The following is a 26,331-nucleotide window of genomic DNA, read 5'->3' as shown; positions in this document are numbered from 1 at the left end:
GGTGTCAAGCGGGCGAAAAGCGTGCCCGCTTGACACCCCTTCCCTGATGCAGCAAGAGCTGTGGCACGACTCGTGACGAAGCCACCCCACCCAGACCGCACGGTAAGGACTGCTCGCCTTCGGCATCGTGGATGGGTGGGCGCTTGCCGTGACCGCGCGCTCGGGCTGTCCGCCCTGACCCTCATTCGCCCGCCTTGGCTGCTCGGCCCGCCTGCCTCGCGCCGCCCGCCCCACCCGTCCGTCCCGCCGATTCGGCTTCGCGGGAGTGTCAGACCCCGTCGCTAAGTTGGGTCGCGGGGGACTCCAAATCCAAGGGGACCCCTGCGCGAGCCTGCCCCGAGACCGCAAGCCTGCCCAAGCCCCGGCCTGCCCAAGCCCCGAGCCTGCCCGAGACGTGGAAGGCCCCGGCGGTGCGAAACCGCCGGGGCCCTCGCCCTACCAACCAGGTCTAGACGTCCTAGGCGACCGCGATCTCCACCGCGTGCACGCCCGGACCGGAGGCCGACACGGCGGCTTGGCCGTTGCCGGTGCGGTGCAGGGCTCGGACGGTCCAGCTGCCCGGTGCCGCGAAGAAGCGGAAGTCGCCCTCCGGGGAGGTGACCACCTCGGCGGTGAACTCGCCGGTTGAGTCGAGCAGGCGGACGAAGGCGCCGCCTACCGGGGTGCCGTCAGCGAGGACCTTGCCCTCCAGGACGGTTTCCGTGGTGGACGCGTCGATCGTGCCGCCCTGAGCAGGGGCGCCGCAGCCGTTGGTCATGAGATCAGGCCTCCTTGCCGGAACCGAGCTCGATCGGCACGCCGATCAGCGAGCCGTACTCCGTCCAAGAACCGTCGTAGTTCTTGACGTCTTCGTGGCCGAGCAGCTCGCGCAGGGCGAACCAGGTGTGCGAGGAGCGCTCGCCGATGCGGCAGTACGCGATGGTCTTGCGGCTGCCGTCGAAGCCTGCGTCGGCGTAGAGCTCGCGGAGCTCGTCGTCGGACTTGAAGGTGCCGTCCTCGTTGGCCGCCTTGGACCACGGGACGTTCACCGCGGACGGGATGTGGCCGCCGCGCTGGGCCTGCTCCTGCGGGAGGTGGGCCGGGGCGAGGAGCTTGCCGGAGAACTCGTCGGGGGAGCGCACGTCGACGAGGTTCTTGTTGCCGATCGAGTCGACGACCTCGTCGCGGAAGGCGCGGATCGAGAGGTCCTGCTCCTGCGCCTTGTACGACGTTTCGGAGCGGGTGACCTCCTCCTTGTCCAGGGGGCGGCCGTCGAGTTCCCACTTCTTGCGGCCGCCGTCGAGGAGCTTGACGTTGGTGTGGCCGTAGAGCTTGAAGTACCAGTACGCGTAGGCCGCGAACCAGTTGTTGTTGCCGCCGTAGAGGACGACGGTGTCGTCGTTGGAGATGCCCTTGGCCGAGAGAAGCTTCTCGAAGCCCTCGCGGTCGACGAAGTCGCGGCGGACCGGGTCCTGGAGGTCGTTCTTCCAGTCGATCTTCACGGCTCCGGGGATGTGTCCGCCGTCGTACGCGGTGGTGTCCTCGTCGACCTCCGCGAACACGACGCCGGGCGCCTGGAGGTTTTCCTCGGACCAGGCGGCCGAGACCAGCACGTTCTCACGGCTCATGGGAAGTTGCTCCTGTGTTTTAGTGCGTGTGCTTGTCGTTATTGCGGACGTGCGAGGGCGGGTGCGTACCGGCGCAGCACCAGGTACATCTCGCACCCGAGGCACAGGCCCAGCGCTGCGTTGAGCAATGCTGCGACCAGTGCGAAGCCGGTTGCGACCATGCCGAGCGTGGTGAGGCCCGTGGCGTAACCGAGGGTGCCGATCAGAGCGAAGACGAAGCCGACACCCTGCGCGAACCGCAGCGGGGCGGCTTCCTCGCGTTCGGTGGTCGGGGTCAGACGCGGCTGGATCGCGTAGCGGTAGACGTGACCCCACGGGTTCAACTTCAGTGAGATAAACGCGCACATCGCGAAGAGCACCGTCTGGGCGGCGAGGAGACGCCACCAGCCGGTGAGCAACACGATCGCGAGGATGACCGTGGTCATCCAGGCGGAGAAGCGCGGTCCGCGCGGGTCAACAGGGCGGTCTTTGGGCACGACGACCTCCGGGCAAACGGACGAGGGGATTCAGTCCGGCAGAGGTAGCTGATGGGCGTCAAGCAGCCCGGTTCAGCTCGTCGTGCGACACAGGCTGCTGCGCGTGCGGCACAGGTCAACCGCGCGTCGCTTCGTGAGCAGCAAGGTCATGCCAGCGAGGGTAGCCCTCAATCCCTCGGTGCGGGAGGTATGTCCATCTGGTGGAACAACGCAGGTTCACCCGACCGGATTAGGGCAAATGCGGGCGCAGGGCCTCGATCAACGAGTCGCGTTTCGGCACTCCGCCGACTCGCAGAACCTCGGTTCCGTCGGCCCTCAGGGCCAGCGTCGTCGGGGTGCGCATGACGCCGAGCTTGGTGGCGACGTCCGGGAGGTTCGTGACGTCGAGCTCGGCGTGCGTGAGGCCGTCCGTGCGGTCGGCGAGGTCGCGCAGGATCACCTTCGCGTGCCGGCACGGCGCGCAGAACGTGGTGGAGAGCTGGACCAGCGTCACCCCCGGCGCGAGCAGGTCGCGCACGGGGGCGGGCAGGTCGACGGTGTCCTTGCGAGAGATGCGGCCCTCACGGACCTTGAGCAGCACACCGATCGCGCCAGCCACGGCCAGCGCGCCCAGAAGCGCCCACACACCAGTCATCGTTGGACCAACGGTACATCCGCGATCGTGCCGCTGAGCTTGAACGAACCGCTCTCCACCTCGACGGCGGTCGGCGTGGCGTTGAACGGCAGCGTGCCGGGGTCGATCTTGATCGCGAGCGCCTGGCGCAGCTGCGGGATGATCTGCTTGAGCGAGGCGTCGTCCAGCTCGATGTCGTCGATGTTGATCTGGATGGCACCGCTGACCAGGGCGATCTGGCCGTACGCGGTGAGCGTGATGACCTTGCCGGCGACGTTGGTCTGGCCGGAGAGCTTGATCGCGGCCGTCGTCTTGGGCGCCTTCGGGTCGGCCGGCGTCTGGGTGGCGGCGGCGCGGTTGTCCGGCTCGATCGAGAGCTTGTCGAACGGCGTCACCTGGTTCGCGAGCCGGTTCAGGTCCGGCGCCTTGATCCGGACGCTGCCCTCGACCGTGTCGATGGTCGCCTTGGAGACGTTGCCCGCGAGCAGGTCGGCCAGTTCGACGCGGGTGTGCCGCAGGTCGGCGCCGATGTCGAGGTCGCGCAGGTCGACGCCCTGCTGCTCGTCCTTGATCGGCACGCCGTACGCGTCGATCCGGACGTGCGTGTAGTCGCCGCGGATCGCCTGCAGGATGAACGGGAACCCGTTGATCCGCACCGACGGGTCCTCGTTGAGCTGCAGCTTCTCCCGCATCCGCTGGGCGATCTGGTACTCACCGGCCGCCGCGAGCGCGAAGTCGGCCGCGACGAGCAGCACGCCCAGCACGAGCACGGCGATGATGAGGAACTTCCCGCGCCGCGACTTCTTCTTCGGCTTGGCGCGCGCCGGGTTCTGGCCGGAATACCCTGCAGTCATTCCTCGTCCTCGATCTTGGCGACGATCCATGCCGCCATCCGGTCTACCAGGTCTGGAGTCGCGGCCGATTCGGCGTGCCGCATGCCGGGCTCGATCCACAACTCGGCATGTCCTGAGGACGCGCGGTGCAGCGACCTGGCGTGGTCCACGGAGAAATAGTGGTCCAGGTCACCGTGCACGATCAGCAGTGGGGTGGGCGTGATCCGCCCGACCACCTCCAGCGGACTCTCCGGCGGTTGTACCCAGCTGCCGCCGAGCCGAACCCCGAGCGCCCGTGCCGCCAGCTTGCCGTGCGGCTGCTCCAGCAACCAGTGCACCCGGCGCATGGGAGCGGTCTCGCGCGACCACCACCGGGCCGGTCCGCTGACGGAGACGACGGCGTCCGGCCTGGTCTCCCCCAGCACCGCGTGCCGCAGCACGATCGATGCGCCCATCGAGAACCCGACCGTGGCGATCTTCGAGTAACCGAGTTCGCGGGCCTTGAGAACGGCCGCCTCGATGTCGTGGATCTCGTCCGCGCCGACCGTGGAACGGCCTTCCGAACGTCCGTGGCCGCGGAAGTCGAACGCGACCACGCCGGCTTTCCTGGCCATTCGGGCAAGCACGCGGGCGACGTGGGGCCGGCGCACGTTGTTCGTGAATCCGTGTCCCACAACGAAAGCGAGGTCGCTCTCACTCTTGTGGTGGACGCCGTGCAGGCGCACTCCGTCATGTGACATGGATGTAACAGGCATGACGCTTGTGGAAACAAGTGTGAGCACGGCTTCTTGACCTGGGACTTTCTCGGGGTGCACCGGTATTGTCTCCGTCATCCGCAGGCAACGGGGCCCGGTCACCGTACGCCGCTGGTCTGGTCCAGGTGACCGACCACGGCCGATTTGGAGGGCGCCGCGAATGAGCATCGACGTGCTTCTGCTGACGACAGACCCCGACCCGGAGGCCGTGCTTCCGGCGCTGGCTCTGCTTCCCCACGCCGTACGCCCCTTGCGTCCAGAGGTCTCCGCGCTCCTCGAGGCCGGACCGCACGACATCGTGCTGATCGACGCCCGCACCGACCTGGTCGGCGCGCGCTCGCTGTGCCGCCTGCTCGACTCGTCCGGTGTGGACGTGCCCGTGGTGGCCGTGGTCACCGAGGGCGGTCTGGTCGCGGTCAACTCCGACTGGTCGGTCGACGAGATCCTGCTGCCGAACTCCGGCCCCGCCGAGGTCGACGCCCGCCTGCGGCTGGTCCGCTCGCGCCGCGGCACGACCCAGCCCGGTGGCGACGGCGCGATCCAGCTCGGCGACCTCGTGATCGACGAGGCCACCTACACCGCGCGCCTCAAGGGCCGCCCGCTCGACCTCACCTACAAGGAGTTCGAGCTGCTCAAGTACCTCGCGCAGCACGCGGGCCGGGTCTTCACCCGCGCTCAGCTGCTGCAGGAGGTCTGGGGCTACGACTTCTTCGGCGGCACCCGCACGGTCGACGTCCACGTGCGACGGCTGCGCGCCAAGCTCGGCCCCGAGCACGAGGCGCTCATCGGCACGGTCCGCAACGTGGGCTACAAGTTCGTCCGCCCGCCGCGTCCCGGATCGTCCCGCCGCCCGTCCGACCTCGCCGAGGTGGAGATCGACGACTCCGCCCGCGTCCTGGATGAGCGTTTGATCGCGCGGTAGGTTCGCCTGTGTGGCGCAACTGAGCTGGTTCGAGGAGCTGACGGCCGACCAGGCCGCCGAGGTGACGGGGTTGCTGGAGGCTGCCCAGGGCACCGATGGCGTGGCCCCGGTCGGCGAGGCCGTGCGACTGCGGATGCGCCCCGGCGCGACAGGCAGCAGGCACCTTCTCGCGCACCTGAACGGCGAACTCGCCGGGTACGCGCACGTCGACCTGGTCGGTGACTCCGGCGGCAACAAGGTCGCCGAGCTCGCCGTGCACCCGAAGTACCGCCATCAGGGCGTGGGCGAGGCGCTGGTGAAAGCGCTCCCGCAGGAGTCGCTGCGGATCTGGGCGCACGGCGGCCACCCGGACGCCGAGAAGCTCGCGGAGAAGCTCGGTTTCCGCAAGGTGCGCGAGCTGCTGCGGATGCGGCTGCGCGTCGAGAACGACCTGCCGGAGCCGTCGGTGCCCGAGGGCATCACCATCCGGCCGTTCGTGCCGGGCCAGGACGAGGCCGCGGTCGTCTACGTGAACCACCGCGCGTTCGACTGGCACCCCGAGCAGGGCGCGATGTCCATCGAGGACGTTCGTGCGAAAGAAGAAGAGGCCTGGTTCGACCCCGAGGGCTTCCTGCTCGCGTTCGACGCCGACGACGAGCTGGCGGGCTTCCACTGGACCAAGGTGCACACGCCCGAGCTCGGCGAGGTCTACGTCGTGGGCGTCGACCCCGATCGCCAGGGCGGCGGGCTGGGCAAGGTGCTGACCCTGGCCGGCCTGCGTCACCTGCGCGAACAGGGCGTCAAGGAAGTCATGCTCTACGTCGAGTCGGACAACACCGCGGCGGTCCGCGTGTACACGAAGCTCGGATTCACCCTTTGGGACGCCGACGTCCAGTACGCCCGGTAGTCAACGTACCGTCACAAAACGCATACGCGCTGGTCACGCGGTCACTCTTTTGGCCGTGTGACCCGTCACTTCCCGTTCGGTGTTCACCTCCCGTTCACCCTGACTAGGTGGGCTGTCCATTCTGGCTACCTACCTTCCGTAGCGAGCGGCGGCGTCCGTCGCGAACCGCTAATGCTTTCCGCAAGGTGGAGGACCAAGGTGAAGATCCAGCGGCACGGTGCCGTTCTCGGCCTCGTCGCGGCCAGCGCGCTGCTGCTCGGTGCGTGTGGCAGTGACAACAACGCTCCGGCGGGTGGCACGAACCCCTCGTCGAACGCCGCCTCCGTCCCGGTCGAGTGCGGTGGCAAGACCAAGCTCAACGCCGAGGGCTCCTCCGCGCAGAAGAACGCGGTCGACGCGTTCGTGCAGGCCTACCAGGCCGCCTGCCCCGGTGTGGACCTCGCGTACAACCCCTCGGGCTCCGGCGCGGGCGTGAAGAACTTCAACGCCGGCCAGGTCGACTTCGGTGGGTCGGACTCCGCGCTCAAGGACGGTGCCGAGACCACGGACGCCGCCAAGCGCTGCAAGGAGAACCCGGCCTGGAACCTGCCGCTGGTCTTCGGCCCCGTCGCCGTCGGCTACAAGGTCTCCGGCGTGGACAGCCTCGTGCTGGACCCCAAGACCATCGCCGCGATCTTCTCCGGCACGGTCAAGAAGTGGAACGACCCGGCCATCAAGGCGCTCAACGGCTCCGCGACCCTGCCGGACAAGGACATCTCGGTCATCTACCGCTCGGACGAGTCCGGCACGACCGACAACTTCCAGAAGTACCTGAAGGTCGCCGGTGGCTGGACCAAGGGTGACGGCAAGCAGTTCAAGGGCGGTGTCGGCGAGGGCAAGGAGAAGTCCGCCGGTGTCGGCCAGGCCGTCGGCTCCATCGACGGTGCCATCACCTACGTCGAGTGGTCCTTCGCCCAGGACAACAAGCTCTCGATCGCCAAGATCGACTCCGGTGCCGGCGCTGTCGAGCTGACCGCCGAGTCGGCCGGCAAGGCCATCGACGGCGCGAAGGTCAAGGGCGAGGGCAACAACCTGGTCCTCGACCTCGACTCGATCTACGGCTCCAAGACCGCCGGTGCGTACCCGCTGCTGCTCGCGACCTACGAGATCGTGTGCTCGAAGGGCTACGACGCCGACACCGCGAAGGCCGTCAAGGCGTTCCTCACGGTTGCCGCCACCACCGGTCAGGCGCAGCTCGCCGACGCCGGCTACGTGCCGCTGCCCAAGGCGTTCCAGGACAAGCTCCTGACCGCCGTGAAGGCGATTGCCTGAGGTTGATGCGAGACTTCGACAAACGCTGACGCGATGAATGATCCCGTCGTGGCCAAGCGCCCCGCCGGCTCCGGTGCAGCCGGAGCCGAGCGGGGCGTTGCGGCTGCTCCCACCGCCTCGGAGGCTCCGATTCCCCCGACACCGGAAGCTCCAGTAACCGCCAAGGCACCTCACGTCCGGCCCGGTGACCGCATCTTCCGCGGCCTGGCGACGGGGTCCGGTGTCTTCATCGTCGTCCTCATCGGCGCGATCGGCCTGTTCCTGATCCTGCAGGCCATCCCGTCGCTCGGGCTGGACAACGTCAACTTCCTGACCAGCCGCGAGTGGAACACCACCGACCCGACGAACCTGCGGTTCGGCATCCTCGACCTGACGCTCGTCACGGTCGTCGTCGCGCTGGTGGCCCTGCTGATCGCCATGCCGATCGCGCTGGGCATCGCGCTGTTCCTCACCCAGTACGCGCCGCGCAACCTCGCCCGGCCGTTCGCCTACGTCGTGGACCTGCTGGCGGCCGTGCCGTCGATCGTCTTCGGCCTCTGGGGCCTGTTCGTCCTCGGCCCCGTGCTCTTCCCGTTCTCGGAGTGGGTGATCGAGCACCTCGGCTGGATCCCGATCTTCGCCAAGGGCAACGTGAACGTGCAGCTCGGCGGCACCATCTTCACCGCGGGCATCGTCGTCGCGGTGATGATCCTGCCGATCATCACGGCGGTGAGCCGCGAGGTCTTCGAGCGCACGCCCACCATGCACGTCGAGGGCGCCATCGCGCTCGGCGCGACCAAGTGGGAGGTCGTGCGCACGACCGTCCTGCCGTTCGGCAAGGCCGGTTACGTCAGCGCCTCGATGCTCGGCCTCGGCCGCGCGCTCGGTGAGACCATCGCCGTCGCGATCATCCTGAGCACCGCCACCAGTTCGTTCGGCTGGTCGCTGTTCGACGGCGGTTCGACGTTCGCCTCGAAGATCGCGCTGGCCGCGCCCGAGTTCAACGACGCGCGCTCGGCCGGTGCCTACATCGCCGCCGGTCTGGTGCTGTTCGTGCTGACCTTCGTCGTGAACGCCATCGCGCGCTCGATCGTCGCCGGCCACAAGGAGTACGAGTGAGCACGAATCTCGCGGATCCCCAGCGCCTCGCGACGCCGCCGACGTTCCAGGCGGTCAGCGTGTCTCGCCGGATCAAGAACGGCATCGCCACCGGGCTCGTCTGGGGCGCGTTCCTGATCGCGATCATCCCGCTGGTGTGGGTGCTCTACACGGTGCTGCAGCGCGGCTTCCCGGTCATCCTCGACGGTGACTGGTGGCAGAAGTCGATGTCGGGGCTGCTGGCCCGGCAGCAGGGCGGCGGCGCGTACCACGCGATCTACGGCACGCTGGTCCAGGGCCTCGTCTGCGCCGTGATCTCCGTGCCGGTCGGCATCATGATCGCCATCTACCTCGTCGAGTACGGCGGCCGCTCCCGGCTGTCGAAGGCGACGACGTTCATGGTCGACATCCTGACCGGTGTCCCGTCGATCGTCGCGGCGCTGTTCGTCTACACGGTCTGGATCACGACGTTCGGCCTCGGCCGCAGCGCTTTCGCCGTGTCGCTCGCGCTGGTGCTGCTGATGGTGCCGGTCATCGTGCGCACGACCGAGGAGATGCTCAAGATCGTCCCGGACGAGCTGCGCGAGGCCTCCTACGCGCTGGGCATCCCGAAGTGGAAGACGATCGTCAAGATCGTCATCCCGACCGCGCTGTCCGGCATCCTGACCGGCATCATGCTGGCGCTCGCCCGCGTCATGGGTGAGACCGCGCCGGTGCTGGTGCTCGCGGCGTACGCCCCGTTCATCAACTACAACCTGTTCGACGGCCCCATGGCCTCGCTGCCGTTGATGATGGTGAACGAGCGCAACAACCCGACGGCGGCGGGCTTCGACCGCATCTGGGGCGCGGCGATCACGCTCGTCGTCCTCATCACCCTGTTCAACCTCCTGGCGACCGTGATCTCGCGGGCGCTGGCGCCGAAGACGAAGTGAGCGGGCGGACATGGCCAAGCGACTCGACATCAAGGACCTGAACCTCTTCTACGGCAAGTTCCACGCCGTGGAGAACGTCTCGCTCGCGGTGCCGCCGAAGAACGTGACCGCGTTCATCGGCCCCTCGGGTTGCGGCAAGTCGACCGTGCTGCGGTCGTTGAACCGCATGCACGAGGTCGCTCCCGGCGCCCGCGTCGAAGGCAAGGTGCTGCTCGACGGCGAGGACATCTACACGTCCACTGTGGACCCGGTCGAGGTGCGCCGCACCATCGGCATGGTGTTCCAGCGCCCCAACCCGTTCCCCACGATGTCCATTCGCGACAACGTGGTGGCCGGCCTGCGGCTCTCGGGCGTGAAGGACAAGAAGAAGCTCGACGAGGTGGCGGAGCGCTCGCTGCGCGGCGCCAACCTCTGGAACGAGGTCAAGGACCGGCTCGACAAGCCCGGCGGCGGCCTCTCCGGTGGTCAGCAGCAGCGTCTGTGCATCGCGCGTGCCATCGCGGTGCAGCCCGACGTGCTGCTCATGGACGAGCCCTGCTCGGCCCTGGACCCGATCTCCACGCTGGCGATCGAGGACCTGATCACGGAGCTGAAGAAGGAGTACACGATCGTCATCGTGACTCACAACATGCAGCAGGCCGCGCGCGTGTCCGACCAGACCGCGTTCTTCAACCTGCTGGGTGTCGGTCAGCCCGGACAGCTGATCGAGGTGGACGACACGGAGAAGATCTTCTCCAACCCCAGCCAGAAGGCGACCGAGGACTACATCTCCGGCCGGTTCGGCTAAATCCGCGGGTTGGACTATCTTGCTGGCGTGAGCCCGCAAAGCAAGCCCCGCAAGAAGAAGCAAGGCAAGGCACCCGGCCGCAGGCCCGAACAGCAGTCCCCGTACGGGGCGTTGCTCGAGTCGGCGGCCGCGCTGCGTTCGGAGTCCTGGTTGCTCGCGGACGCCTGGGCGAGCGAGCTCTACGCGACGCTCTGGCTCGCCGGCTCCGGCACCGACCCGCTGGTCGAGGCGCTGCAGAAGATGGACGACCCCGCGGCGCTCACCGCGTTGCGCGCGCTGGCCGGTGTGGGCTCCGAGGAGAACAGGGTCGCCGCGTTCGCCGCCGCGGAAACCGTTGCGGCACGCGGTGTCGCCGAGCCGTCCTGGTACGTCGCCGGCACCGTGGCCGACTTCCGCGACGCCTTCCTCGTCACGAACCTGTTGGGGGACGTGGAGGTCGTCGCGATCACCCAGGAACGCGCGGGTGTCGGCGAGACCGTCCTGTTCATGCGTCAGCCGGTGCTCGGCGCCACCGCGATCGAGCTGTTCGCGACGCCGGCCGAGGGCACCGTGGCGTTGCTGGAGGACATGATCGCCTCCACGCCCGAGGCGTTCCGCGACGAGATCACGCCGTTGAGCGCCAGCGACGTCTACGACCGAGTGTGGCCGGACGTCGAGCAGTTCTGGGAGGACGGCCCTGACGAGGAGGCCGAGGAGGGCCTGATGGGCGAGGAGGACGTGCGGCACCCGGTGCAGCTCATCGCCCTCGCCGACGCTCGCGTGAGTGCCCTGGTGCCCAACGAGTACGAGATCCCCGCCATCAGTCCGGAAAGGACGGACGAGGTCGTCGACGCGTTCCTGGCCTCAGAGCACGGGATCGCGGACGTCGAGGCCGCACGGGCGTTCGCGCGGATCGTCGTTTCCGCCGCGGTGGAACAGAACCGCGACCCCGTCGTCTACGGGCCGGCGTCGCTGACCGCCGTGCTGATCCTCAACGTGGCGGCGAAGTTGCACGTGAGCGACGCGGATCTGGCGCTGCTGCCCGAGATCGTGCGGGCGTGGGCCTACTTCACCGTGGACGCACGGGATCTGCCGCGCGACGAGGCACGGGCGGTGTGGGACGAAGAACTGCCCACCGTGCTCGCCGAGTTCTCCGAGGCCTACGCCGATCCGGAGCTGGTGGCAGAGCGCGATGGGCAGTTTCGCTAGATCCTGAAGGGGCTTAGAGGTTCTCGTCGTCGCCGTAGCCGGGCATCCGGCCGGTGACGACGAAGACCGTGCGCTTGGCGACCGACACGGCGTGGTCGCCGTAGCGCTCGTAGAAACGGCCCAGCAGCGTCACGTCCACCGCCGCGGCGACGCCGTGCTGCCAGTCCTTGTCCATGATCACGGAGAACAGGTGGCGGTGGATGTCGTCCATCGCGTCGTCCTCGTCTTCGAGGCTGCGCGCGCGGGCGACGTCCTTCTCGCGGATGATCGACGCGGCCTCGTTCGCGAGCTTGACCGCGATGCGGCCCATCTCGGAGAAGTACGGCTGCACGTCCTCGGGCAGCGCGGACGCCGGGTGCCGGCGCCGCGCGGCCTTGGCCACGTGCAGCGCCAGGTCGCCCATGCGCTCGACGCTTTCGGCGGCGTGGATCACCGCGAGCACCGTGCGCAGGTCGGTCGCGACCGGTGCCTGCAACGCGAGCAGCGCGTACGACTGCTCCTCGATGCTGGAGCGGACGTCGTCGACCTTCTGGTCACCGCTGATGACCTGCTCGGCCAGGCCGAGGTCGGCCTGCAGCAGTGCCGTGGTCGCGTTCTGCATCGCCTCAGCGACCATGCCGGTCATGTCGGCCAGTCGTTCGGCGAGCTCTTCTAGAGAGTCGTGGTAGGCCTCGCGCATGGCGCTCAGCCTACGTCCCGACCATCGCGGCAGCGACATGCCAGCATGAACCGCAGGTGAACCCCAGGCGAATCACTTCGCCGCGCAGGGGTCCTGTGCCGCGTTCACAATGGACAGACCGTCGCCAGGCTGACCAGCGGCCTGACCCTGCGGAGTGCCCTGCTGGGTCCCCGCCTTGGGTGCCTGGATCTTCTCGTCGAAGTCCGCGCCGATCGTCAGCTGGACCGCTCCGCCCATCTCGGGCGCCTCGACCAGTTCCGCGCTGGGCACGGCCGCCTTGAGCGTCGCGGCCTTGTTCTCGTTGCCCTTCGCGAACTTGATGATCGTCTTGGGTGCGTTCTCCGCGGCGTTGCCGCGCTGGGCGATCTTGAAACCCTGCTGCTCCAACGCGTTCGACGTCCTGGCGACCGCGCCGCCGTTGGTCGGGTCCCCGTTGAGCACCTGGATGGTGACGTCCTTGGGGTCGATCACCGTGCCGGGCTGCTGCGCGGGAGCGTTGGTCTCGCCGGGCTTTCCTTCGACCGGCTTCTCCTGCGGCAACGGCGTTCCATCGATGATCGTCTGGAACAACGCCTTGACGTCGTCGTCCTTGAGCCGCTCGATGTTGTCGTCGTTCGACTTCGTCGGGCCCTCGTCGGTCCAGTGCGGCATCGTCACGAACGAGACGCGGCCGGCGTCGAGGCTCTGCAAGGAGTTCGCGAGCTCCAGCAACTGCGCCACACCGACGTTGTCACCGACGGTGGACTTGGTGAGCGCGTTGATGAAGTTGTTGAGCTTGGTGGGGCTCAGCAGGACCTCGTTCGACAGCGCCTGACGCAGCATCGCCGACAGGAAACCCTGCTGCCGCTTGATCCGGTCGAAGTCCGTGCCGCTGTCGCCCTGGGCCTGGACCTTGCGAGCGCGCACGTACTGCAGTGCCTGGTCGCCCTTGAGCGTGTACTTGCCCGGCTTCTCGAGGATGACACCGAGCTCGTCGTCCTTGATCGCGGTCGGCGAGCAGATCTCCACGCCGCCGATCGCGGTCGACATCTCGCGGAAGCCGACGAAGTCGATGCTGACGAAGTGGTTGATGTTGAGGCCGGTCAGCTGGGTCATCAGGTTCGCGACGCACTCGGGTCCACCGTCGTTGTAGACGGAGTTCGCCATGACCTCTTTCTCCGGCGCCAGCGGGCCGGCGTACTGCGCGTTGTCCGGGTTCCACGCACGACACGCGGGACGGTCGACGCGCACGTCGCGCGGCAGCGACACGATGACCATGCGCTTCCGGTCGGCGGGGATGTGCGCGAGCATGATCACGTCCGACCGCGCGCCACCTTCCTGCGCCTGGGTGCCGACGTTGTCACCCGCCTTCGCACCGGCCCTGGTGTCCGAACCGACCAGCAGGAAGTTCTCGTCACCGAGCTGCTTCTCGGCCTGGAGCACGGCCTGGGAGTTGCCGCCCAGCGCCTGGGTCTTCTGGATCTTGGAGTCGGCCCACTGCATCGCGGCCCAGCCGATGCCCGTCGACGCGAACACGACGGCCGCGGCGGCGATCGCGCCGATCCGGCCGGCGCGCATCAGCTTGCGCTGCTGCGGCGTGCGACCAGGAGTGCGCTGCACACCGGCTTCCTCACCGAGGACGACCGGCTCGGCGAACTGGGTCGCCTCGTCGACGAGGTCGTCCTCGTCGCCGTCCTTGACCCACGGCATGAGCTTGGCGCGCCGTTCCTTGCGCTGGCGCTCCTGCTCGAGCAGTTCGTCGTGCACCGCGGAGAACCGCGCGAGAGTGTGGTCGACCTCGCGACGCTTCTTGACGTCGTCGCCGATGGCCTCCATCTCGGTGGTGAGGCTCAACGGGTCCATGTCTTCGCGCTTCTCGACCTTGGCCACACCCGCCGCCGAGGCGATCTGGGTGGCTTCAGGGCCGGGCGCGTCGGCCTTGGGCTCGTCCACGGGCTCGGCGCCGAGCCGGCCCGCGAGGCCACCGGGAATCGGCCGCGGGCCACTGGACTCCGCCCTGGGGGGCATCGGCCGGGGACCGCTCGACTCCGCGCGCGACGGCATCGGCTGCCTGCCGGTCACGTCCCCGTTCGGGGGCATGGGGCGGCGGCCGGTGTTCTCCGGACCCTCGCCGGGGACGGGAGGACGCGGAATGCCGCTGGAGGACGGTGCCTCGCCCGCCAGGAGGCGGCGCGGCGCGGGACCGTCCGGCGCCCCACCTGGAACAGGCGGGCGCTGGAGACCGTTGGGCTGCGAGATCTCGCCGGGTGCCGGTGGGCGCGGGATGCCGTTGGACGACGGGGCGTCGCCCGGCGGGAGCCTGCGCGGCGGTGCCCCGTTGACGTCGGGTCCCGGCCGGCGGACCGTGCCGGCGGGCATGCCGTTCGCCTCGGGCACACCAGGCGCCGGACGCCGGGGAATGCCGTTCGAGGACGGCGCGTCACCAGGAGGCATGCGCCTCGGGTCGCCGGGAGCAGGCGGCCTGGGCATGCCGTTCGAGGTGGCGTCGGGTGCCGGTGGGCGCGGGATGCCGTTGGACGACGGAGCGTCGCCGGGGGCGAGCCTGCGCTGCGGAGCGCCGTTGGGCGGCATCTCGTTCGGCGCGGGACGCCGGACCTGGCCGCTCGGCGGTTCGCCGGGGACCGGGCGGCGCTGCATGCCCGTCGCGTCGGGCCGCGGCCGCTGGCCGGTCTGCTCGACCCGGTAGGCACCGCTCTGCTCCGGATTCGGGATCGGAATCTGGGCAGGCCTCGGCCGTGGACCGGTCTGCTCACCTGGAGCGGGACGCGGGCGTGCCGGGGGCGGCTGGACGCCGTTCGGTTCGGGCGGAACGTCCGCCCTGCGCCGCCGGCCGGTCTGGTCGGCGGTGAAGTTCTGCGGGGCGGCCTGCTCAGGCCGCGGGCGCGTACCCGTCTGCTCACCAGGCCGGTGAGCTGCGGGTGGCTGCTGCCGCGGTGCCTGTGGAGGCTGCTGGGGCTGCGGTGGCTGGTGCACCGGGGGATCAGGCAGAGCACGCCTGCCGGTCGGCGCGGGTGGGTCGGGCAGGGCACGCCTGCCTGTCGTGGGTTCGTCGGGCGAGCCTGGCGGGACGGGTCGGGGGATGTTCGTCCTGCTGTGCTGCTCGATGAGGTCCGAGACGCTCAGGCCCCCAGAGCCTTCCATCGAGCGACGTCTACGGCCGGTCGGCTGGTCGTGCTGGGGATCCTGATCACCACGGGAAGAGGGGCCGCCACGTCGGGGGTCGTCGGGCACCCAATCTCCCTTCTGGGTCAGAAGCAAAAGCGGTTCGTCATTACGAAAGGACGTCGACCGGGACACAAGGGTTGCATCACCGGCGTGTCAGTTGCGCCCGCGATACTACGGATGTAGGCCACTTCTGACGACCACTCCGGGTGATAGAGCTGCGATCTGTACGCGATTACGAGCAGTCTGCTTGCCCTGAACGGGTGAGCCAGGTCACTCAGTAGTAACCGAGAACACGTGTCTCAGTGATCGCACGCCTGCCCGCGGCAGCACCTGCGAGGCGAACCCGTCCGTCGGCACGGTACGCCACCGCGTTGCGTCCCGACTGCTTGGCTGTGTACAGGAGGCTGTCGGCGCGGAGCAACTGCTGCTCGGCGCTGACCGCCGGCCGCTGCGGCGCCTCGTCCGCGGGCGGTTCGTACGCGAGGCCCGCGCTGACGGTCACGCGCAGCCCTGGCGCGATCTCCTGCCACGGGTGACGCTCGACACGTTCCCGGGCGTTCTCGACGATCTCCAGGGCGCTGGAGGCGTCTACGCGGGGCAGCACGAGCACGAACTCCTCGCCGCCGTAGCGGGCGCAGAAGGCGCCCTCGGGCAGGCCCTGCTGGAGCATCTCGACCACGCGCTGCAGCACCCGGTCGCCGAGGATGTGGCCGAAGGTGTCGTTGACCTGCTTGAACCAGTCGAGGTCGATCAACGCGATGGCGAGCCCGTGCCGGCACGCTCCGTGCTCGGTCAGCAGGTCCATCAGCCGTTGGTCGAGGTAACGGCGGTTGTAGGAGTCGGTGAGGCTGTCGCGCAGGCTCTGTTCGCGTGCCTCGGCGTGCTCCCGGCGCAGCAGCTCGACCTCGCGGCGCAGCTGTTCCGGAACGTGCGGCTCCTCGACCTGGTCCGCGTGGACGAGGTCGAGTGCGGAACGCAGGTGCTGGTACGCCTGGCGCCACTGGCCGCGGGAGGCGAGCAACGTCGCGATGGACTCGTGCAGCCCCACAAGGCCAGGACCCTGCTTGTCGACTGGGGCGTCGGCCTGCTGGGTCTCTGCGGTTTCGGGTCGCAGCGCGGTCATCGCGGTCACCTCCTTACTTGGCAGGTGTCGTCCCTTGGGAGGCGGTGCTTGAGCTACAAGGACACGTGGGGGTGGGATTTCCCCCGTCCGGTTGACCGTCAGCTGCTCCGATCCAGTGAGCTTGGAAGATCAACAACCCGCTCAGCCACCGAGGCAGGGCGCGAACCCGTACACCTCGTCGTCCAGGAGCACGACGTGCAGTGAGCCGATCTGGCTGCCGATCGCCTGATCCTGCTGCCGCAGCGTGATCGTGACGGCGACGACGTACACGTCGCCCCGCGGATGGGCCTTCTCCCCGGGTGGTGCCCAGTCGGCGTCCATCCGCAGCGTGGTCCACGTGGGCTCGACCTTGATCGTCGCGCCGCGCAGGTCGCACGCCTTCTGCCGGAAGTCCGGGTGCTGCGTGTCCTTCAGGAGCTGTGCCTGTTTGGACGCGCTCTCGTCACCGGCCTTGTTGACCTGGGCGTAGTACTCCTTGAACTTGGCGCGGTCGCCGTCGGACAGCCGGACCGGCTTCGCGGAGCCCGCGACCGGACCGCCACAGCCCGCGACCAGCGCGAGCGAGGCCAGGAGGACCGCGACGCGTTCAGCCACCGGAGTGCATCACGTCCGCACCGGAGGGCACCGTGGCGTCCTCCGGGTCGTCCAGCCAGCCCTCGGGCAGCACGACCTTCGCCGACGAACCCTGCCTGCCGCGCGGCCCCTCGGCGTTCTCGGGGAACGGCACCGACCGGTCGAGCGTGCCGATGAGGTCGTCCAGCTCCTGCAGGCTCGACACCATCGCGAACGCCCGCCGCGTGTCGCCGCCGACCGGGAAGCCGTGCCAGTACCAGGCCATGTGCTTGCGCAGGTCGCGCAGCCCCTTGTGCTCGCCGTCGTGCGCCGCGAGCAGCTCGGCGTGCCTGCGCAGCACGTCGGCGACCTCGCCGAGGCTCGGCCCCTCGGGGACCGGCTCACCGCGGAACGCCGCCTGCAGGTCCCGGAACAGCCACGGCCGGCCGAGACAACCGCGCCCGACGACCACGCCGTCGCACCCGGTCTCGGCGACCATGTCGAGCGCGTCCTGAGCGCTGAAGATGTCCCCGTTGCCCAGCACCGGAATGCTGGTCACGGCCTCCTTGAGGCGCGCGATGGCGGTCCAGTCCGCCTTGCCGGAGTACCGCTGCGACGCCGTGCGCGCGTGCAGTGCCACGGCCTGTGCGCCCTCGTCCTGCGCGATACGTCCCGCGTCGAGGTACGTCAGGTGGTCGTCGTCGATGCCGATGCGGAACTTCACGGTGACCGGCATGTCCCCGGCGTTGCGCACCGCGGCCCGCACGATCTGCCGGAACAGCTCGCGCTTGTACGGCAGCGCCGCGCCACCGCCCTTGCGCGTCACCTTGGGCACCGGACAGCCGAAGTTCATGTCCATGTGGTCGGCGAGGTTCTCGTCCACGATCATCTTCGTGGCCTCGCCGACGTTCTTCGGATCAACGCCGTAGAGCTGCATCGACCGGGGGCTCTCCCCCTCGTCGAACGTGATCATGTGCATGGTCATCGCGTCGCGTTCCACGAGGGCGCGGGCGGTGATCATCTCGCAGACGTAGAGCCCGGCCCCGTACTGACGGCACAGCTGCCGGAACGCCACGTTGGTGATGCCGGCCATGGGGGCCAGCACAACGGGCGGGTCGACGGCGAACGGGCCGATCTTCAGCGTGGAGGGAACGGACACGCCCTTCAGGTTACGGCACTGACCTGCCGTGATCTTCACCGAGAGTGACCGTGAAGGCGTCCAGGACGGCGACCTGGTGGCGACGTTCGTCACGTTCGCCGTTGGTCCACCGGTGGCCGTTCGCGCATTCCCACTGCGGATCGGTGCCGTCGCCCAGCTTGAAGCAACCGTCGGGGGCGAACAACCCGGCTCCCTTCCCCTCGAACCGCGGGTTGGCCAACGTCCCGTACGCGATCGGGATCGCCCTGGCCGCGCAGGTCGGGCACGACACCTCGACCGGCTTGGCCAGCTGCCTGGTCAGCGCGTCGAAGGTCTCCTGGTCGAACGCCACGAACCGGATCTCCTCGATGATCGCCAGCGAGCGGATCGTCAGCGCGGCGATCTCCGCAGCCCGTTCGACGGGGAAGCCGTAGACGCCGGTGGCGATGGCGGGGAAGGCGATGCTCTCGGCTTCGAGCTCCTCCGCGAGCAGGAGCGAGTTGAGGTAGCAGCTCGTGAGCACCAGGTCCTCGCCCTGCTCGCCGTCCTCCCAGACCGGCCCGACCGTGTGGATCACGTGCCTGACCGGCGCGAGGCCGAACGCCGGCGTGGCCACGGCCTGGCCCGGTTCGCACGGCGCCAGTGTCGACCCCGCCTCCGCGAGCCTCGGCCCGGCCGCGCGGTGGATCGCGCCGTCCACCCCGCCCCCGCCGAGCAACGACTCGTTGGCCGCCGTGACGATGACGTCAACTTCTTGTTGCGTGATGTCGCCGAGCACAACCTCGATCGTCCCCATGCTGACCAGCGTGGCAGCGGATTCCTTGCGGTATCGCGGACTTCACCGAGCGCGAACACCCCCGGTGCCCCGATCGGGTGTCAGGGCCTTCTGCCAACATGCCCTTGGAGGTGGCCTAGCTCATGGGGGCGGTTGCACTGATCAGGTCCGGGTTCGAGCGGTTCTTCGTCGACGGACCGGTGGGCAAGCAGACCGGTGGCGGCGAACAGCAGGTCATCGCCGTGCAGCAGGTCGGTGAGCTGGCCTTGCCGACCGGCAGACTCGTGGCGGCCGACCCGTTCGTCGTGTGGCCGGAGGACGCCGAGGCGTTCACCGACCAGGTCGAGCCGGGCACGTACCCGGTGTCGGTCTCGCTGGTCTCGTACATCGACGGCGACGGGTGCCCGGACGAGCGGCAGGGCTATCGCGTCGCGGCCGCCAAGGTGACGGTGAAGGACGAGCCCGCGTACTCGTGGCGTCCGGCGGTGGTCCCCGGCGAGCACGTGCCGATGCTGCCGGTGATGCCGGAGTTCGGCTACGAGGTGAAGTCGAGCACCGGCGCGTTCTTCGACCTCGCCGCCGCCACGGCGCTGGACCGCCTGGCCGGCGACGACGAGCTGGGCAACTGCGAGCTGATCGACGCGCTCGGCGCGGTCGGTGGCGGCCGTGGTCCGGCCAACGTGACCGACGCCCGGACCGGCCTGAACGTCGTGGCGTTCTCGACCGGCTGGGGCGACGGCGTTTACCCGACCTGGGTCGGCCGCAACACCGCGGGCGAGCCGGTCGCGTTCGTCACTGACTTTTTTGTCATCAACCGGGTCTAGAACTCGACGTTCACGCACGCCAGTCGTGGCCCGGCGGTGCCTGCCTCGCCGGGCTTGGTGTGCGTGTGTTCGTTGTGCAGCACCACGGACTGCGCGTGCCGTTCGGTGAACTGCCAGTCCACAGTGGACTCGGTGTGGGCGAACCCGCGGCCGTCGGTGTGCACGTCGAGCCAGATCTCGTTGCGGGGGTTGGCATAGGCCGGGTCGACGGACGGCTGGACCGGGTCGGTGACGTTCTGGAAGTGCGGCCCTGAATCGGCCGGAGCCGCGCCGCACTTCTTCACGTGGACGTGCGCGCCGTAGGCCCGGTGCGGCTGCAATCCGTTCAGCACCAACAACACCGTCGTGCCGCCGGTGACCGTCGGCACTCCCACGACGGTGACCTTGGCTCCGGCCGGGACCTTGGCGTCGTACGTGACGGCCTTCGCCGTGGCGCTGTAACTCCCGAACTTCGCGGACGTGTGAGCGACCCTCGCGGGTTCGGCGTGCGCGGTACCGGTGAACAGGAGCGCGGCGGCGACCGCGACTGCAAGCGTCTTCATGGATCACCTGCTTAGTGCCAACGGCCCAGCTCCGCCATTTTTCGGCGTTTCAACTGCTCAGACGCGGGTACGCGAGCGTGGTGAGCGAAGCCGAGGAATCTCGCCAGCGCAGACTCGCCCGCAACGTGAACGAGCTGCTCCAGGAGCTGCGCGTGGCCCAGGCCGGCGTGCAGATCCTGTTCGGTTTCCTGCTCTCCATCGCGTTCACCGACAAGTACACGACCGTGGGTGGCTACATCCGCGTCACCCACCTCGTCACGGTGCTGTGCGCGGCGGCGGCCGTCGCCTTCCTCACCGCTCCCGCCGCGTGGCACCGAGTCCTGTTCCGCCAGGGCCGCCGCGAGGACGTGGTCCGCTACGGCAACACGTCCGCCCTGGTGGGCCTGGCCTTCCTGGCCCTGGCGATGACCGGCACGGTCCTGCTGCTCGCCGAGGTGGTCCTGGGCGGCTGGCCCGCGATCGTGGTCGGCGTGTCGGCGTTCGTCGTCTTCACCGGCCTCTGGTTCGCGGTGCCGTTCGCCTCATCCGAGCGTGCTCAGAACCGCGAGCGCCCCTAGCCCGAGCGCCACCGGCACCGCCGTCAGCACGTTCTTCCTTGTGGGCCGAGGCTGTTCGCGCAACACCAGAACCCCCAGCGGCACCAACGCGACGCACAACCCGGCCGTGCCGACGATCGACAGCACCTCGGTCCCCTTCAGGACACCGAGCGGCAACAACCCCATGGTCGCCAGCGCGACCGACCTGACCTTGCCGAGTGCCCCGGACCGGTACGCCCCGAAGGCCAGCACGAACCAGCCGAACATGATCGTGAAGGACAGGAAGCTGAACAGGTGCAGCTCTCCATATCCCTTCGCCACCAGGTCCGTCGCCCCCTCGACACCCAGCTGCCTGACGGCGCTGAACGCCGCCTGATCGACCCCGGCGTGAAAGGTCCGCTCGAACAACCCGACCGTCACCAGCATCCCGCCCCAGGCAGCCCACCTGGTGCCCATCCGCTGCACCAGGCAGGCGACCGCCGCCCACATCACGACGTTCCCGGCCAGAAACGCCGTGTATGCCGCCCGCATCAGCTCCGGATGCTCGGCCACCGCCTTCAGCTGGTCGGGGAAGAAGAAGTTGAACGGCGACCGCAACAGCGTGCCCACCAGCAACAGCACCGGCCCCACGACGAGAGCCGTGCCACCAACCCACCCGTTCGGAAACCTCATGGTCGATGACGCTGCCAGCGCCGCGACCGCCTGTGATCGGCCCGAGGTCCGACCCCGCCCTCAGCCCGTGGTCCGAGCCTCGGTGAAGATCCTGTGCGCCAACGGCTCGCCGAGCACGCTGTTGGTCAGCACGGCCACCGCGACCCCGGCGTCCGGCGCCACCCGCAGGAAAGCCTTCTGCCCCTTCGAAACCCCGGTGTGCCCGACGACGCCGTCCTGGTGCAGCATCCATCCGAGTCCCCAGCCGACCACCCCGATCCCGAGGTCCGGCACGGCGTCGACCTGGGTCTCCCGCAACACCGCGAGCTTCGGGTCGTCGAGGTGCAGCCGCACGAACTCCATCAACTCACGCGCGCTCATCGCGAAATGCGACCCGCTCGGCGCCGTGCCGTAAGCGACCGCCCACTCGGTGACCGGCGATCCGTCCTCGCGGTGCCCGACCGCGGCCCGGTGGAAGATCGCCTCGTCCGCGTCGGTGGCAACGGCCCGCAATCCCAGCGGCGTCACCAGTCGTTCGCGCAGCACGTCTTGGAACAGCCGGCCGCGCAGCACCTCCACCAACCTGCCCAGCACCACGAACCCGCTGTTGGAGTACGAAAAACCAGTGCCGGGCGGAACGGGGTGCTCCTCCGCCGCGATGGCGTTAGCGAACCTCTCGATCGCGTCGCCGTTGCGCCCGGTGTCGAAGAAGTGGTTGGCGGCGATCCCGCCCATGTGCGTGAGGAGATGACGAGCCGTGAGCGAAGCGGTGAACCCAGGCAGGTGGTGGCAGATCGGACGATCGAGATCCAGCAGCCCTTCGTCCACCAGTTGCTGCACGAGCGTGGCCGTCCAGATCTTGGTGATCGAACCGACCTTGAACACCGAGTCGTTCGTCACCTCGACCTGAGTGTGCGCGCTCAGCACGCCCGCGGCCTCGTCCCGTATCTCCCCGCCGGCCAGCACGGCCACCTGAGCACCCGGAACGTCGTACTCGGCGATCAGTTCGCCCAGCTTCAACCTCATCCCGAAAAAACTACGGACCGGCATGTCGATTCGCGGTCTCGCCCTTCGACGTACAGGTAGACGGACGAGAAACCGGGTGAGACCGGGGCGGCGATGAGGAAGACTCGGGTGTACCGATGAGTTCCTACAGCGTTGCAGGTCTCCTCCGGTGTCGCGAAGAACCTGATGCCAGCAACCTAGTGAGGGCCTGACATGCCTGCTGCGATCCAAGACCGGCCGACCGTGCAAGGGGGCAAGACACCCCTGGTCGTGCGCCTGTTGGTGCTGGCCACGTTCGTCGTGATCCTCAACGAGACGCTCATGATCAACGCGATTCCGCGCCTGATGGAGTCGATGCACGTCACCGAACAGGCCGCGCAGTGGGTCTCCACCGCGTTCATGCTCACCATGGCCGCCGTGATCCCGGTCACCGGCTGGTTCCTGCAGCGCGTCACCACTCGCCAGGGCTACGCGATCGCGATGGGCGTCTTCCTGGCCGGCACCGCCATCTCCGCCGCCGCGCCGTCGTTCACGATCCTGCTGCTGGGCCGCATCGTGCAGGCCGCGGGCACCGCCGTGATGATGCCGCTGCTGATGACCACGCTGATGACCGTCGTGCCGGAGCAGGACCGAGGCCGCGTCATGGGCAACGTGACGCTGGCGATCTCCGTGGCCCCGGCCCTCGGCCCGGCCATCTCCGGCGTGATCCTGCAGCTGGGTTCCTGGCGCCTGCTGTTCGTGGCCGTCCTCCCGATCGCCGGCGCCGTGACGTACTTCGGCCTGCGCCACCTCGACAACATCGGCGAACCCCAGGTCAGCACCCTCGACTGGGCCAGCGCGGCCATGGCTACCCTCGGCTTCGGCGGCCTCGTCTACGGCCTGAGCCTCTTCGGCGAGGGCGAGTCGAACCTGGGCCCGAGCATCGGCATCGTCATCGCGGGCGCCGCCACCATCGCGTTCTTCGTGCTCCGCCAGCTCAAGCTGCAGCGCACCGGCGCCCCGCTGATGGACCTGCGCACCCTCACGCACCGCACCTTCGCCCTGGCGCTGGCCCTGATGTGCATCGCGTTCCTGGCGATGATGGGCTCGATGATCCTGCTCCCCCTCTACCTGCAGAACCTGCGAGGCCTCACCCCGTTGCAGACCGGCCTGCTCCTCATGCCGGGCGGCCTGGCCATGGGACTGCTGGGCCCGACCGTCGGCCGCCTGTACGACCGCCTCGGCAGCCGCCCGCTGGTCCTGCCGGGCTCGATCGGCATCGTGCTCTCCCTCGCCGGCTTCACCCAGGTCTCGATGACTATGCCGTACTGGCAGGTGCTCGCCCTGCACGCACTCCTGATGGTCAGCCTGGCAGCGACGTTCACGCCGATCTTCACCCTCGGCATGGGCGCCCTCCCACCGAACATGTACCCGCACGGCAGCTCGATCCTCGGCACGCTCCAGCAGGTGGCGGCAGCCCTGGGCACCGCCCTGGTCGTGACCGTGATGTCCGCCCGCACCGGCCACCTGGTCGCAGAAGGCACCACCGCCGCGCTGGCGCAGCTGAGCGGCATGAAGCTGGCGTTCGTGATCGCCACCGTCCTGGCCGCGGCCACGATCGTCGTGGCGGCCATGCTGCCGAGCCGGACCACGACGTCCGGCGAAGTGATGGCCCACTGAGTTCTTGGACGTCGTCGAGCAGCAGATCACCGGCGCCGTGCAGGGCGTGCTCGTGCGCCCTCGTACCGGAAGCCGTGCGGGAGTGCTGGTCCTGCACGGCTCCTACGGCCCCGGCACGCTCGACCGGTGCAGGCTCCTGGCCCGCGCCGGTCTGATGGCGTTGGGACTTCGCTGGTACGGCGGCGAGGACCAGCCGCCGGGGATCTGTGAGGTCCCACTGGAAACGTTCAGCGCAGGCCTGGACCTCCTCCAGACCGAGGGCGCCGAGAGACTTTCCGCGCTGGGCCTGTCCAAGGGCGCCGAAGCAGCGTTATGGCTGTCCATCCTGGACCAGCGCACCGCCGCCGTGGTGGCCCTGTCGCCACCTTCAGTGACCTGGGCGAACCTGGGCGCGGGAACAGACGGCGAAAGCCACCCGTGGCGCTCGTCGTGGACCTGGCAAGGCGAACCGCTCCCGTTCGTGCCCCGCGACAAGACCTGGGAGCCGAAACCACGTGAGGACGGCCTCGTACCTCTGCGGGGCTGGTACGAACACAGCCAAGAGCACTACCCCGACCACTACGAGGCCGCGGCCATCCCAGCGGAGAAAACCAAGGCCGAACTGGTCCTGGTAGCCGGCGGAGACGACCAGACCTGGCCCTCCCTGCCCGCCGCGAGAACACTGCGAGACCGCAGGCTCGCCGCCGGACTCCCCACCGTGCTGGTCGAACGGCCCGCCGCGGGCCATCGCCCCCGCCTGCCGGGAGAAGAACCCGCCAGCCCGTCGACGTACCTCTGCTACGGCGGCACCGACGCCGAAGACAGGGCCCTGGGAACGGCTGCCTGGCCGCACGTCCTGAACGCGATACGCGGCACCTGAACGCGGATGGGGCCCCGGACATGTCCAGTCCAGGGCCCCGGTTTGCCGCCCATTTGCGCACACCAGCGACGTTTAAGAGTCGGATCAGTCCTTAGGTCGCCGCGCTCTGCCGTTGAGCTACGGCCGCATGGGTAGAGCGGCCAGCAGGATTTGAACCTGCACCTCGGCGAGTCTTGTCCGTTCTCGTTTGATCTGGCGTTCGGCGGAAATGCTGATTCTGGAGCGAGAGTCTGAGCTTGATCCCGGCTTGCCTCTCCCGATTGGGCTACCCCGGCGCGATGGTGCCGGGAGCAGGATTCGAACCTGCACTTGTGACCGAGTGGTTCAGGCTGACGTTTCAGTTTCAGCTTTCACGCTCCCAATCGGGAGCGCACCCCCGCGCTCCAGCGGGGGAGTCTGTGGACGCTACCGGAACAGGTAGTCGAAGACGACCTCTCCGACGCGCTGGTCGGTGATCTCCATGTTGTTGGCTTCCTCGCGGGCGAACTTCACCGCGTGCTGGAGCTTCTCCACCCGGTCGACGAGCTCGTTCACCCGCCGGGCAGGCAGCGCACCGGAGAACTTCACCGTGGTCCAGTACCCCACCGGAATGTCCTCGTAGTACACCTCGACCTGCGCCGGGTGCTTCTCCGTGGCCTCAGCCTTGACGTGGTTGCGCGGCACCTTCTTGGTGCGGATAGTCCGAACCTGCTCGGTGCGCCAGTAGTCGGCGGACTCGTCGAAGTTCCAGTCTTCCGCCGCGTCCAGCAAGGGCAACTTCTTCACGAAGGTGTGCAGGTCGGTCAGCTGCTTCTCGAGGAACAGCAGGTACGACACCGGCACGTCGCGAAGCAACGTCTGCCCGTCGACCACCACATCGGCCTTCGCGACGCAGTTGGCCCAGTCCTTGGTCGCCGTGACGTCGAAGAGCCGAGTCATCACCCCGGCGGTCTTCCGCAGCACGTCCTCGGCCTTGATCTGCACGCGAGTGGACTCCGGCGGCAACACCTCGCCGTCCTCGTCCTTCGGCTGGTACGTCCGGGAGATACCGGCCAGCAGCGCGGGCTTCTGCAACCCGTGATGCGCGTCGGTGAGGTCCCGAAGCGTGCCCCCTTTGACACTCTTCTCCACCGCGATGATCTGGTTCAGCTTCGTCATGCCGCACCCCCCTTTGGTCTCGCGGCACCCTACGTGCCGGAAAGCCGTGCCTGCACCCGATTTCAGCCGGCCGCCGTGAGGGGCCCGCGGCCACGTAAAGCACGTCAAAGGTGTATCGGTGATCTGGAGATGCGAAACCCCCAGGCCTGTGACCTGGGGGTTTGGTGGGCCGCCAGGGACTCGAACCCTGAACCCGAAGATTAAAAGTCTCCTGCTCTGCCAATTGAGCTAGCAGCCCTCGCCGGGACAGCCTACCGATCTCCACCTCCGCATGTCCTCCGGGTTGCCAACCTCACGGT

The 26,331-nt window shown here is 68.7% G+C and carries 28 protein-coding genes and 1 tRNA gene; 11 read left to right on the top strand and 18 right to left on the bottom strand.

Annotated elements, in window-relative coordinates; genetic code table 11:
* Positions 1-457: 457 nt before the first annotated feature.
* The 7 genes from ACH413_RS25075 to ACH413_RS25045 all read right to left on the bottom strand — a co-directional run bounded on the left by ACH413_RS25075 (position 458) and on the right by ACH413_RS25045 (position 4,269).
* A complete protein-coding gene (locus tag ACH413_RS25075) occupies positions 458-757 on the bottom strand; it encodes a DUF1416 domain-containing protein (protein WP_319976674.1) in 300 nt (99 codons plus the stop codon).
* Between the two features lie 4 nt (positions 758-761).
* Positions 762-1,607 (bottom strand): sulfurtransferase, encoded by an 846-nt coding sequence (locus ACH413_RS25070; protein WP_360045442.1) that lies wholly within the window; start codon positions 1,605-1,607, stop codon positions 762-764.
* A gap of 38 nt (positions 1,608-1,645) precedes the next feature.
* On the bottom strand, positions 1,646-2,083 hold the full coding sequence (locus ACH413_RS25065) for a DUF4395 domain-containing protein (protein ID WP_360045440.1): 438 nt from the start codon (positions 2,081-2,083) through the stop codon (positions 1,646-1,648).
* Between the two features lie 72 nt (positions 2,084-2,155).
* On the bottom strand, positions 2,156-2,233 hold the full coding sequence (locus ACH413_RS25060; RefSeq protein ID WP_360045477.1) for a putative leader peptide: 78 nt from the start codon (positions 2,231-2,233) through the stop codon (positions 2,156-2,158).
* A gap of 79 nt (positions 2,234-2,312) precedes the next feature.
* On the bottom strand, positions 2,313-2,717 hold the full coding sequence (locus ACH413_RS25055; RefSeq protein ID WP_360045438.1) for a thioredoxin family protein: 405 nt from the start codon (positions 2,715-2,717) through the stop codon (positions 2,313-2,315).
* Positions 2,714-3,550 (bottom strand): DUF2993 domain-containing protein, encoded by an 837-nt coding sequence (locus tag ACH413_RS25050; RefSeq protein ID WP_360045436.1) that lies wholly within the window; start codon positions 3,548-3,550, stop codon positions 2,714-2,716. The genes ACH413_RS25055 and ACH413_RS25050 overlap by 4 nt, the downstream gene beginning before the upstream one ends.
* Complete coding sequence (locus ACH413_RS25045; protein ID WP_360045434.1) at positions 3,547-4,269, bottom strand: alpha/beta fold hydrolase; 723 nt, start codon at positions 4,267-4,269, stop codon at positions 3,547-3,549. The genes ACH413_RS25050 and ACH413_RS25045 overlap by 4 nt, the downstream gene beginning before the upstream one ends.
* 175 nt (positions 4,270-4,444) lie before the next feature.
* Between ACH413_RS25045 and ACH413_RS25040 the strand changes: the two genes are divergently transcribed.
* The 7 genes from ACH413_RS25040 (at position 4,445) to ACH413_RS25010 (ending at position 11,387) form a co-directional block, all read left to right on the top strand.
* A complete protein-coding gene (locus ACH413_RS25040) occupies positions 4,445-5,206 on the top strand; it encodes a response regulator transcription factor (protein WP_319976680.1) in 762 nt (253 codons plus the stop codon).
* A 10-nt stretch (positions 5,207-5,216) separates the two neighbouring features.
* The gene (gene mshD, locus ACH413_RS25035; protein WP_396425145.1) at positions 5,217-6,092 is read left to right on the top strand and encodes a mycothiol synthase; all 876 of its coding nucleotides are present in this window, start codon (positions 5,217-5,219) and stop codon (positions 6,090-6,092) included.
* A gap of 198 nt (positions 6,093-6,290) precedes the next feature.
* Positions 6,291-7,403 (top strand): phosphate ABC transporter substrate-binding protein PstS, encoded by a 1,113-nt coding sequence (gene pstS / locus ACH413_RS25030; RefSeq protein ID WP_360045432.1) that lies wholly within the window; start codon positions 6,291-6,293, stop codon positions 7,401-7,403.
* 33 nt (positions 7,404-7,436) lie between these two features.
* Entirely contained in the window at positions 7,437-8,501 is a 1,065-nt protein-coding gene (gene pstC, locus ACH413_RS25025) for a phosphate ABC transporter permease subunit PstC (RefSeq protein WP_360045430.1), read from the top strand.
* Entirely contained in the window at positions 8,498-9,412 is a 915-nt protein-coding gene (gene pstA, locus ACH413_RS25020; RefSeq protein ID WP_360045428.1) for a phosphate ABC transporter permease PstA, read from the top strand. The genes pstC and pstA overlap by 4 nt, the downstream gene beginning before the upstream one ends.
* Positions 9,413-9,422: 10 nt before the next feature.
* Complete coding sequence (pstB, locus tag ACH413_RS25015) at positions 9,423-10,199, top strand: phosphate ABC transporter ATP-binding protein PstB (RefSeq protein ID WP_189159115.1); 777 nt, start codon at positions 9,423-9,425, stop codon at positions 10,197-10,199.
* A gap of 27 nt (positions 10,200-10,226) precedes the next feature.
* Positions 10,227-11,387 (top strand): hypothetical protein, encoded by a 1,161-nt coding sequence (locus ACH413_RS25010; protein WP_360045425.1) that lies wholly within the window; start codon positions 10,227-10,229, stop codon positions 11,385-11,387.
* Between the two features lie 13 nt (positions 11,388-11,400).
* On the opposite strand, the gene phoU is transcribed toward ACH413_RS25010, so the two are convergent.
* From phoU to ACH413_RS24980, 6 genes are all read right to left on the bottom strand, one after another.
* On the bottom strand, positions 11,401-12,066 hold the full coding sequence (gene phoU / locus ACH413_RS25005) for a phosphate signaling complex protein PhoU (RefSeq protein WP_360045423.1): 666 nt from the start codon (positions 12,064-12,066) through the stop codon (positions 11,401-11,403).
* A 72-nt stretch (positions 12,067-12,138) separates the two neighbouring features.
* Positions 12,139-15,207 (bottom strand): LCP family protein, encoded by a 3,069-nt coding sequence (locus tag ACH413_RS25000; RefSeq protein WP_360045421.1) that lies wholly within the window; start codon positions 15,205-15,207, stop codon positions 12,139-12,141.
* A gap of 298 nt (positions 15,208-15,505) precedes the next feature.
* Complete coding sequence (locus tag ACH413_RS24995; RefSeq protein ID WP_360045419.1) at positions 15,506-16,354, bottom strand: GGDEF domain-containing protein; 849 nt, start codon at positions 16,352-16,354, stop codon at positions 15,506-15,508.
* A gap of 141 nt (positions 16,355-16,495) precedes the next feature.
* A complete protein-coding gene (locus ACH413_RS24990; protein ID WP_360045417.1) occupies positions 16,496-16,948 on the bottom strand; it encodes a hypothetical protein in 453 nt (150 codons plus the stop codon).
* On the bottom strand, positions 16,941-18,065 hold the full coding sequence (gene dusB, locus ACH413_RS24985) for a tRNA dihydrouridine synthase DusB (protein ID WP_360045415.1): 1,125 nt from the start codon (positions 18,063-18,065) through the stop codon (positions 16,941-16,943). Before dusB ends, ACH413_RS24990 begins: the two co-directional genes overlap by 8 nt.
* 10 nt (positions 18,066-18,075) lie before the next feature.
* Entirely contained in the window at positions 18,076-18,840 is a 765-nt protein-coding gene (locus tag ACH413_RS24980; protein WP_360045413.1) for a macro domain-containing protein, read from the bottom strand.
* Between the two features lie 122 nt (positions 18,841-18,962).
* On the opposite strand from ACH413_RS24980, the gene ACH413_RS24975 reads away from it, so the two are divergent.
* Positions 18,963-19,643 (top strand): DUF4241 domain-containing protein, encoded by a 681-nt coding sequence (locus tag ACH413_RS24975; protein ID WP_360045411.1) that lies wholly within the window; start codon positions 18,963-18,965, stop codon positions 19,641-19,643.
* Here the strand turns inward: ACH413_RS24975 and ACH413_RS24970 are convergent.
* Positions 19,640-20,185 carry a superoxide dismutase gene (locus ACH413_RS24970; protein ID WP_360045409.1) on the bottom strand — a complete coding sequence of 182 codons (546 nt, stop codon included), beginning with the start codon at positions 20,183-20,185 and terminating at the stop codon, positions 19,640-19,642. The genes ACH413_RS24975 and ACH413_RS24970 overlap by 4 nt on opposite strands.
* Before the next feature lie 80 nt (positions 20,186-20,265).
* Between ACH413_RS24970 and ACH413_RS24965 the strand changes: the two genes are divergently transcribed.
* The gene (locus ACH413_RS24965; protein ID WP_360045408.1) at positions 20,266-20,742 is read left to right on the top strand and encodes a DUF6328 family protein; all 477 of its coding nucleotides are present in this window, start codon (positions 20,266-20,268) and stop codon (positions 20,740-20,742) included.
* Here the strand turns inward: ACH413_RS24965 and ACH413_RS24960 are convergent.
* Entirely contained in the window at positions 20,707-21,393 is a 687-nt protein-coding gene (locus ACH413_RS24960) for a hypothetical protein (RefSeq protein ID WP_360045406.1), read from the bottom strand. The two genes, ACH413_RS24965 and ACH413_RS24960, sit on opposite strands and share 36 nt — an antisense overlap.
* A gap of 60 nt (positions 21,394-21,453) precedes the next feature.
* A complete protein-coding gene (locus ACH413_RS24955) occupies positions 21,454-22,398 on the bottom strand; it encodes a serine hydrolase domain-containing protein (protein ID WP_360045404.1) in 945 nt (314 codons plus the stop codon).
* A 192-nt stretch (positions 22,399-22,590) separates the two neighbouring features.
* On the opposite strand from ACH413_RS24955, the gene ACH413_RS24950 reads away from it, so the two are divergent.
* On the top strand, positions 22,591-24,036 hold the full coding sequence (locus ACH413_RS24950; protein ID WP_360045402.1) for an MDR family MFS transporter: 1,446 nt from the start codon (positions 22,591-22,593) through the stop codon (positions 24,034-24,036).
* A 4-nt stretch (positions 24,037-24,040) separates the two neighbouring features.
* The gene (locus ACH413_RS24945; RefSeq protein WP_360045400.1) at positions 24,041-24,895 is read left to right on the top strand and encodes an acyl-CoA thioester hydrolase/BAAT C-terminal domain-containing protein; all 855 of its coding nucleotides are present in this window, start codon (positions 24,041-24,043) and stop codon (positions 24,893-24,895) included.
* 405 nt (positions 24,896-25,300) lie between these two features.
* On the opposite strand, the gene ACH413_RS24940 is transcribed toward ACH413_RS24945, so the two are convergent.
* Together ACH413_RS24940 and ACH413_RS24935 are read right to left on the bottom strand one after the other, a co-directional pair.
* Positions 25,301-26,032, bottom strand: a complete 732-nt coding sequence (locus tag ACH413_RS24940; RefSeq protein WP_093595949.1) for a hypothetical protein — start codon at positions 26,030-26,032, stop codon at positions 25,301-25,303.
* Between the two features lie 162 nt (positions 26,033-26,194).
* A tRNA-Lys gene (locus ACH413_RS24935) sits at positions 26,195-26,270 on the bottom strand.
* Positions 26,271-26,331 lie beyond the last annotated feature (61 nt).

It is taken from the genome of Lentzea sp. NPDC020367 (genome assembly GCF_044387305.1).
Taxonomy (GTDB): Bacteria; Actinomycetota; Actinomycetes; order Mycobacteriales; family Pseudonocardiaceae; genus Lentzea.
The sequence above is the reverse complement of the archived record's forward strand: the minus strand, read 5'-3'. Positions and strand labels throughout refer to the sequence as shown.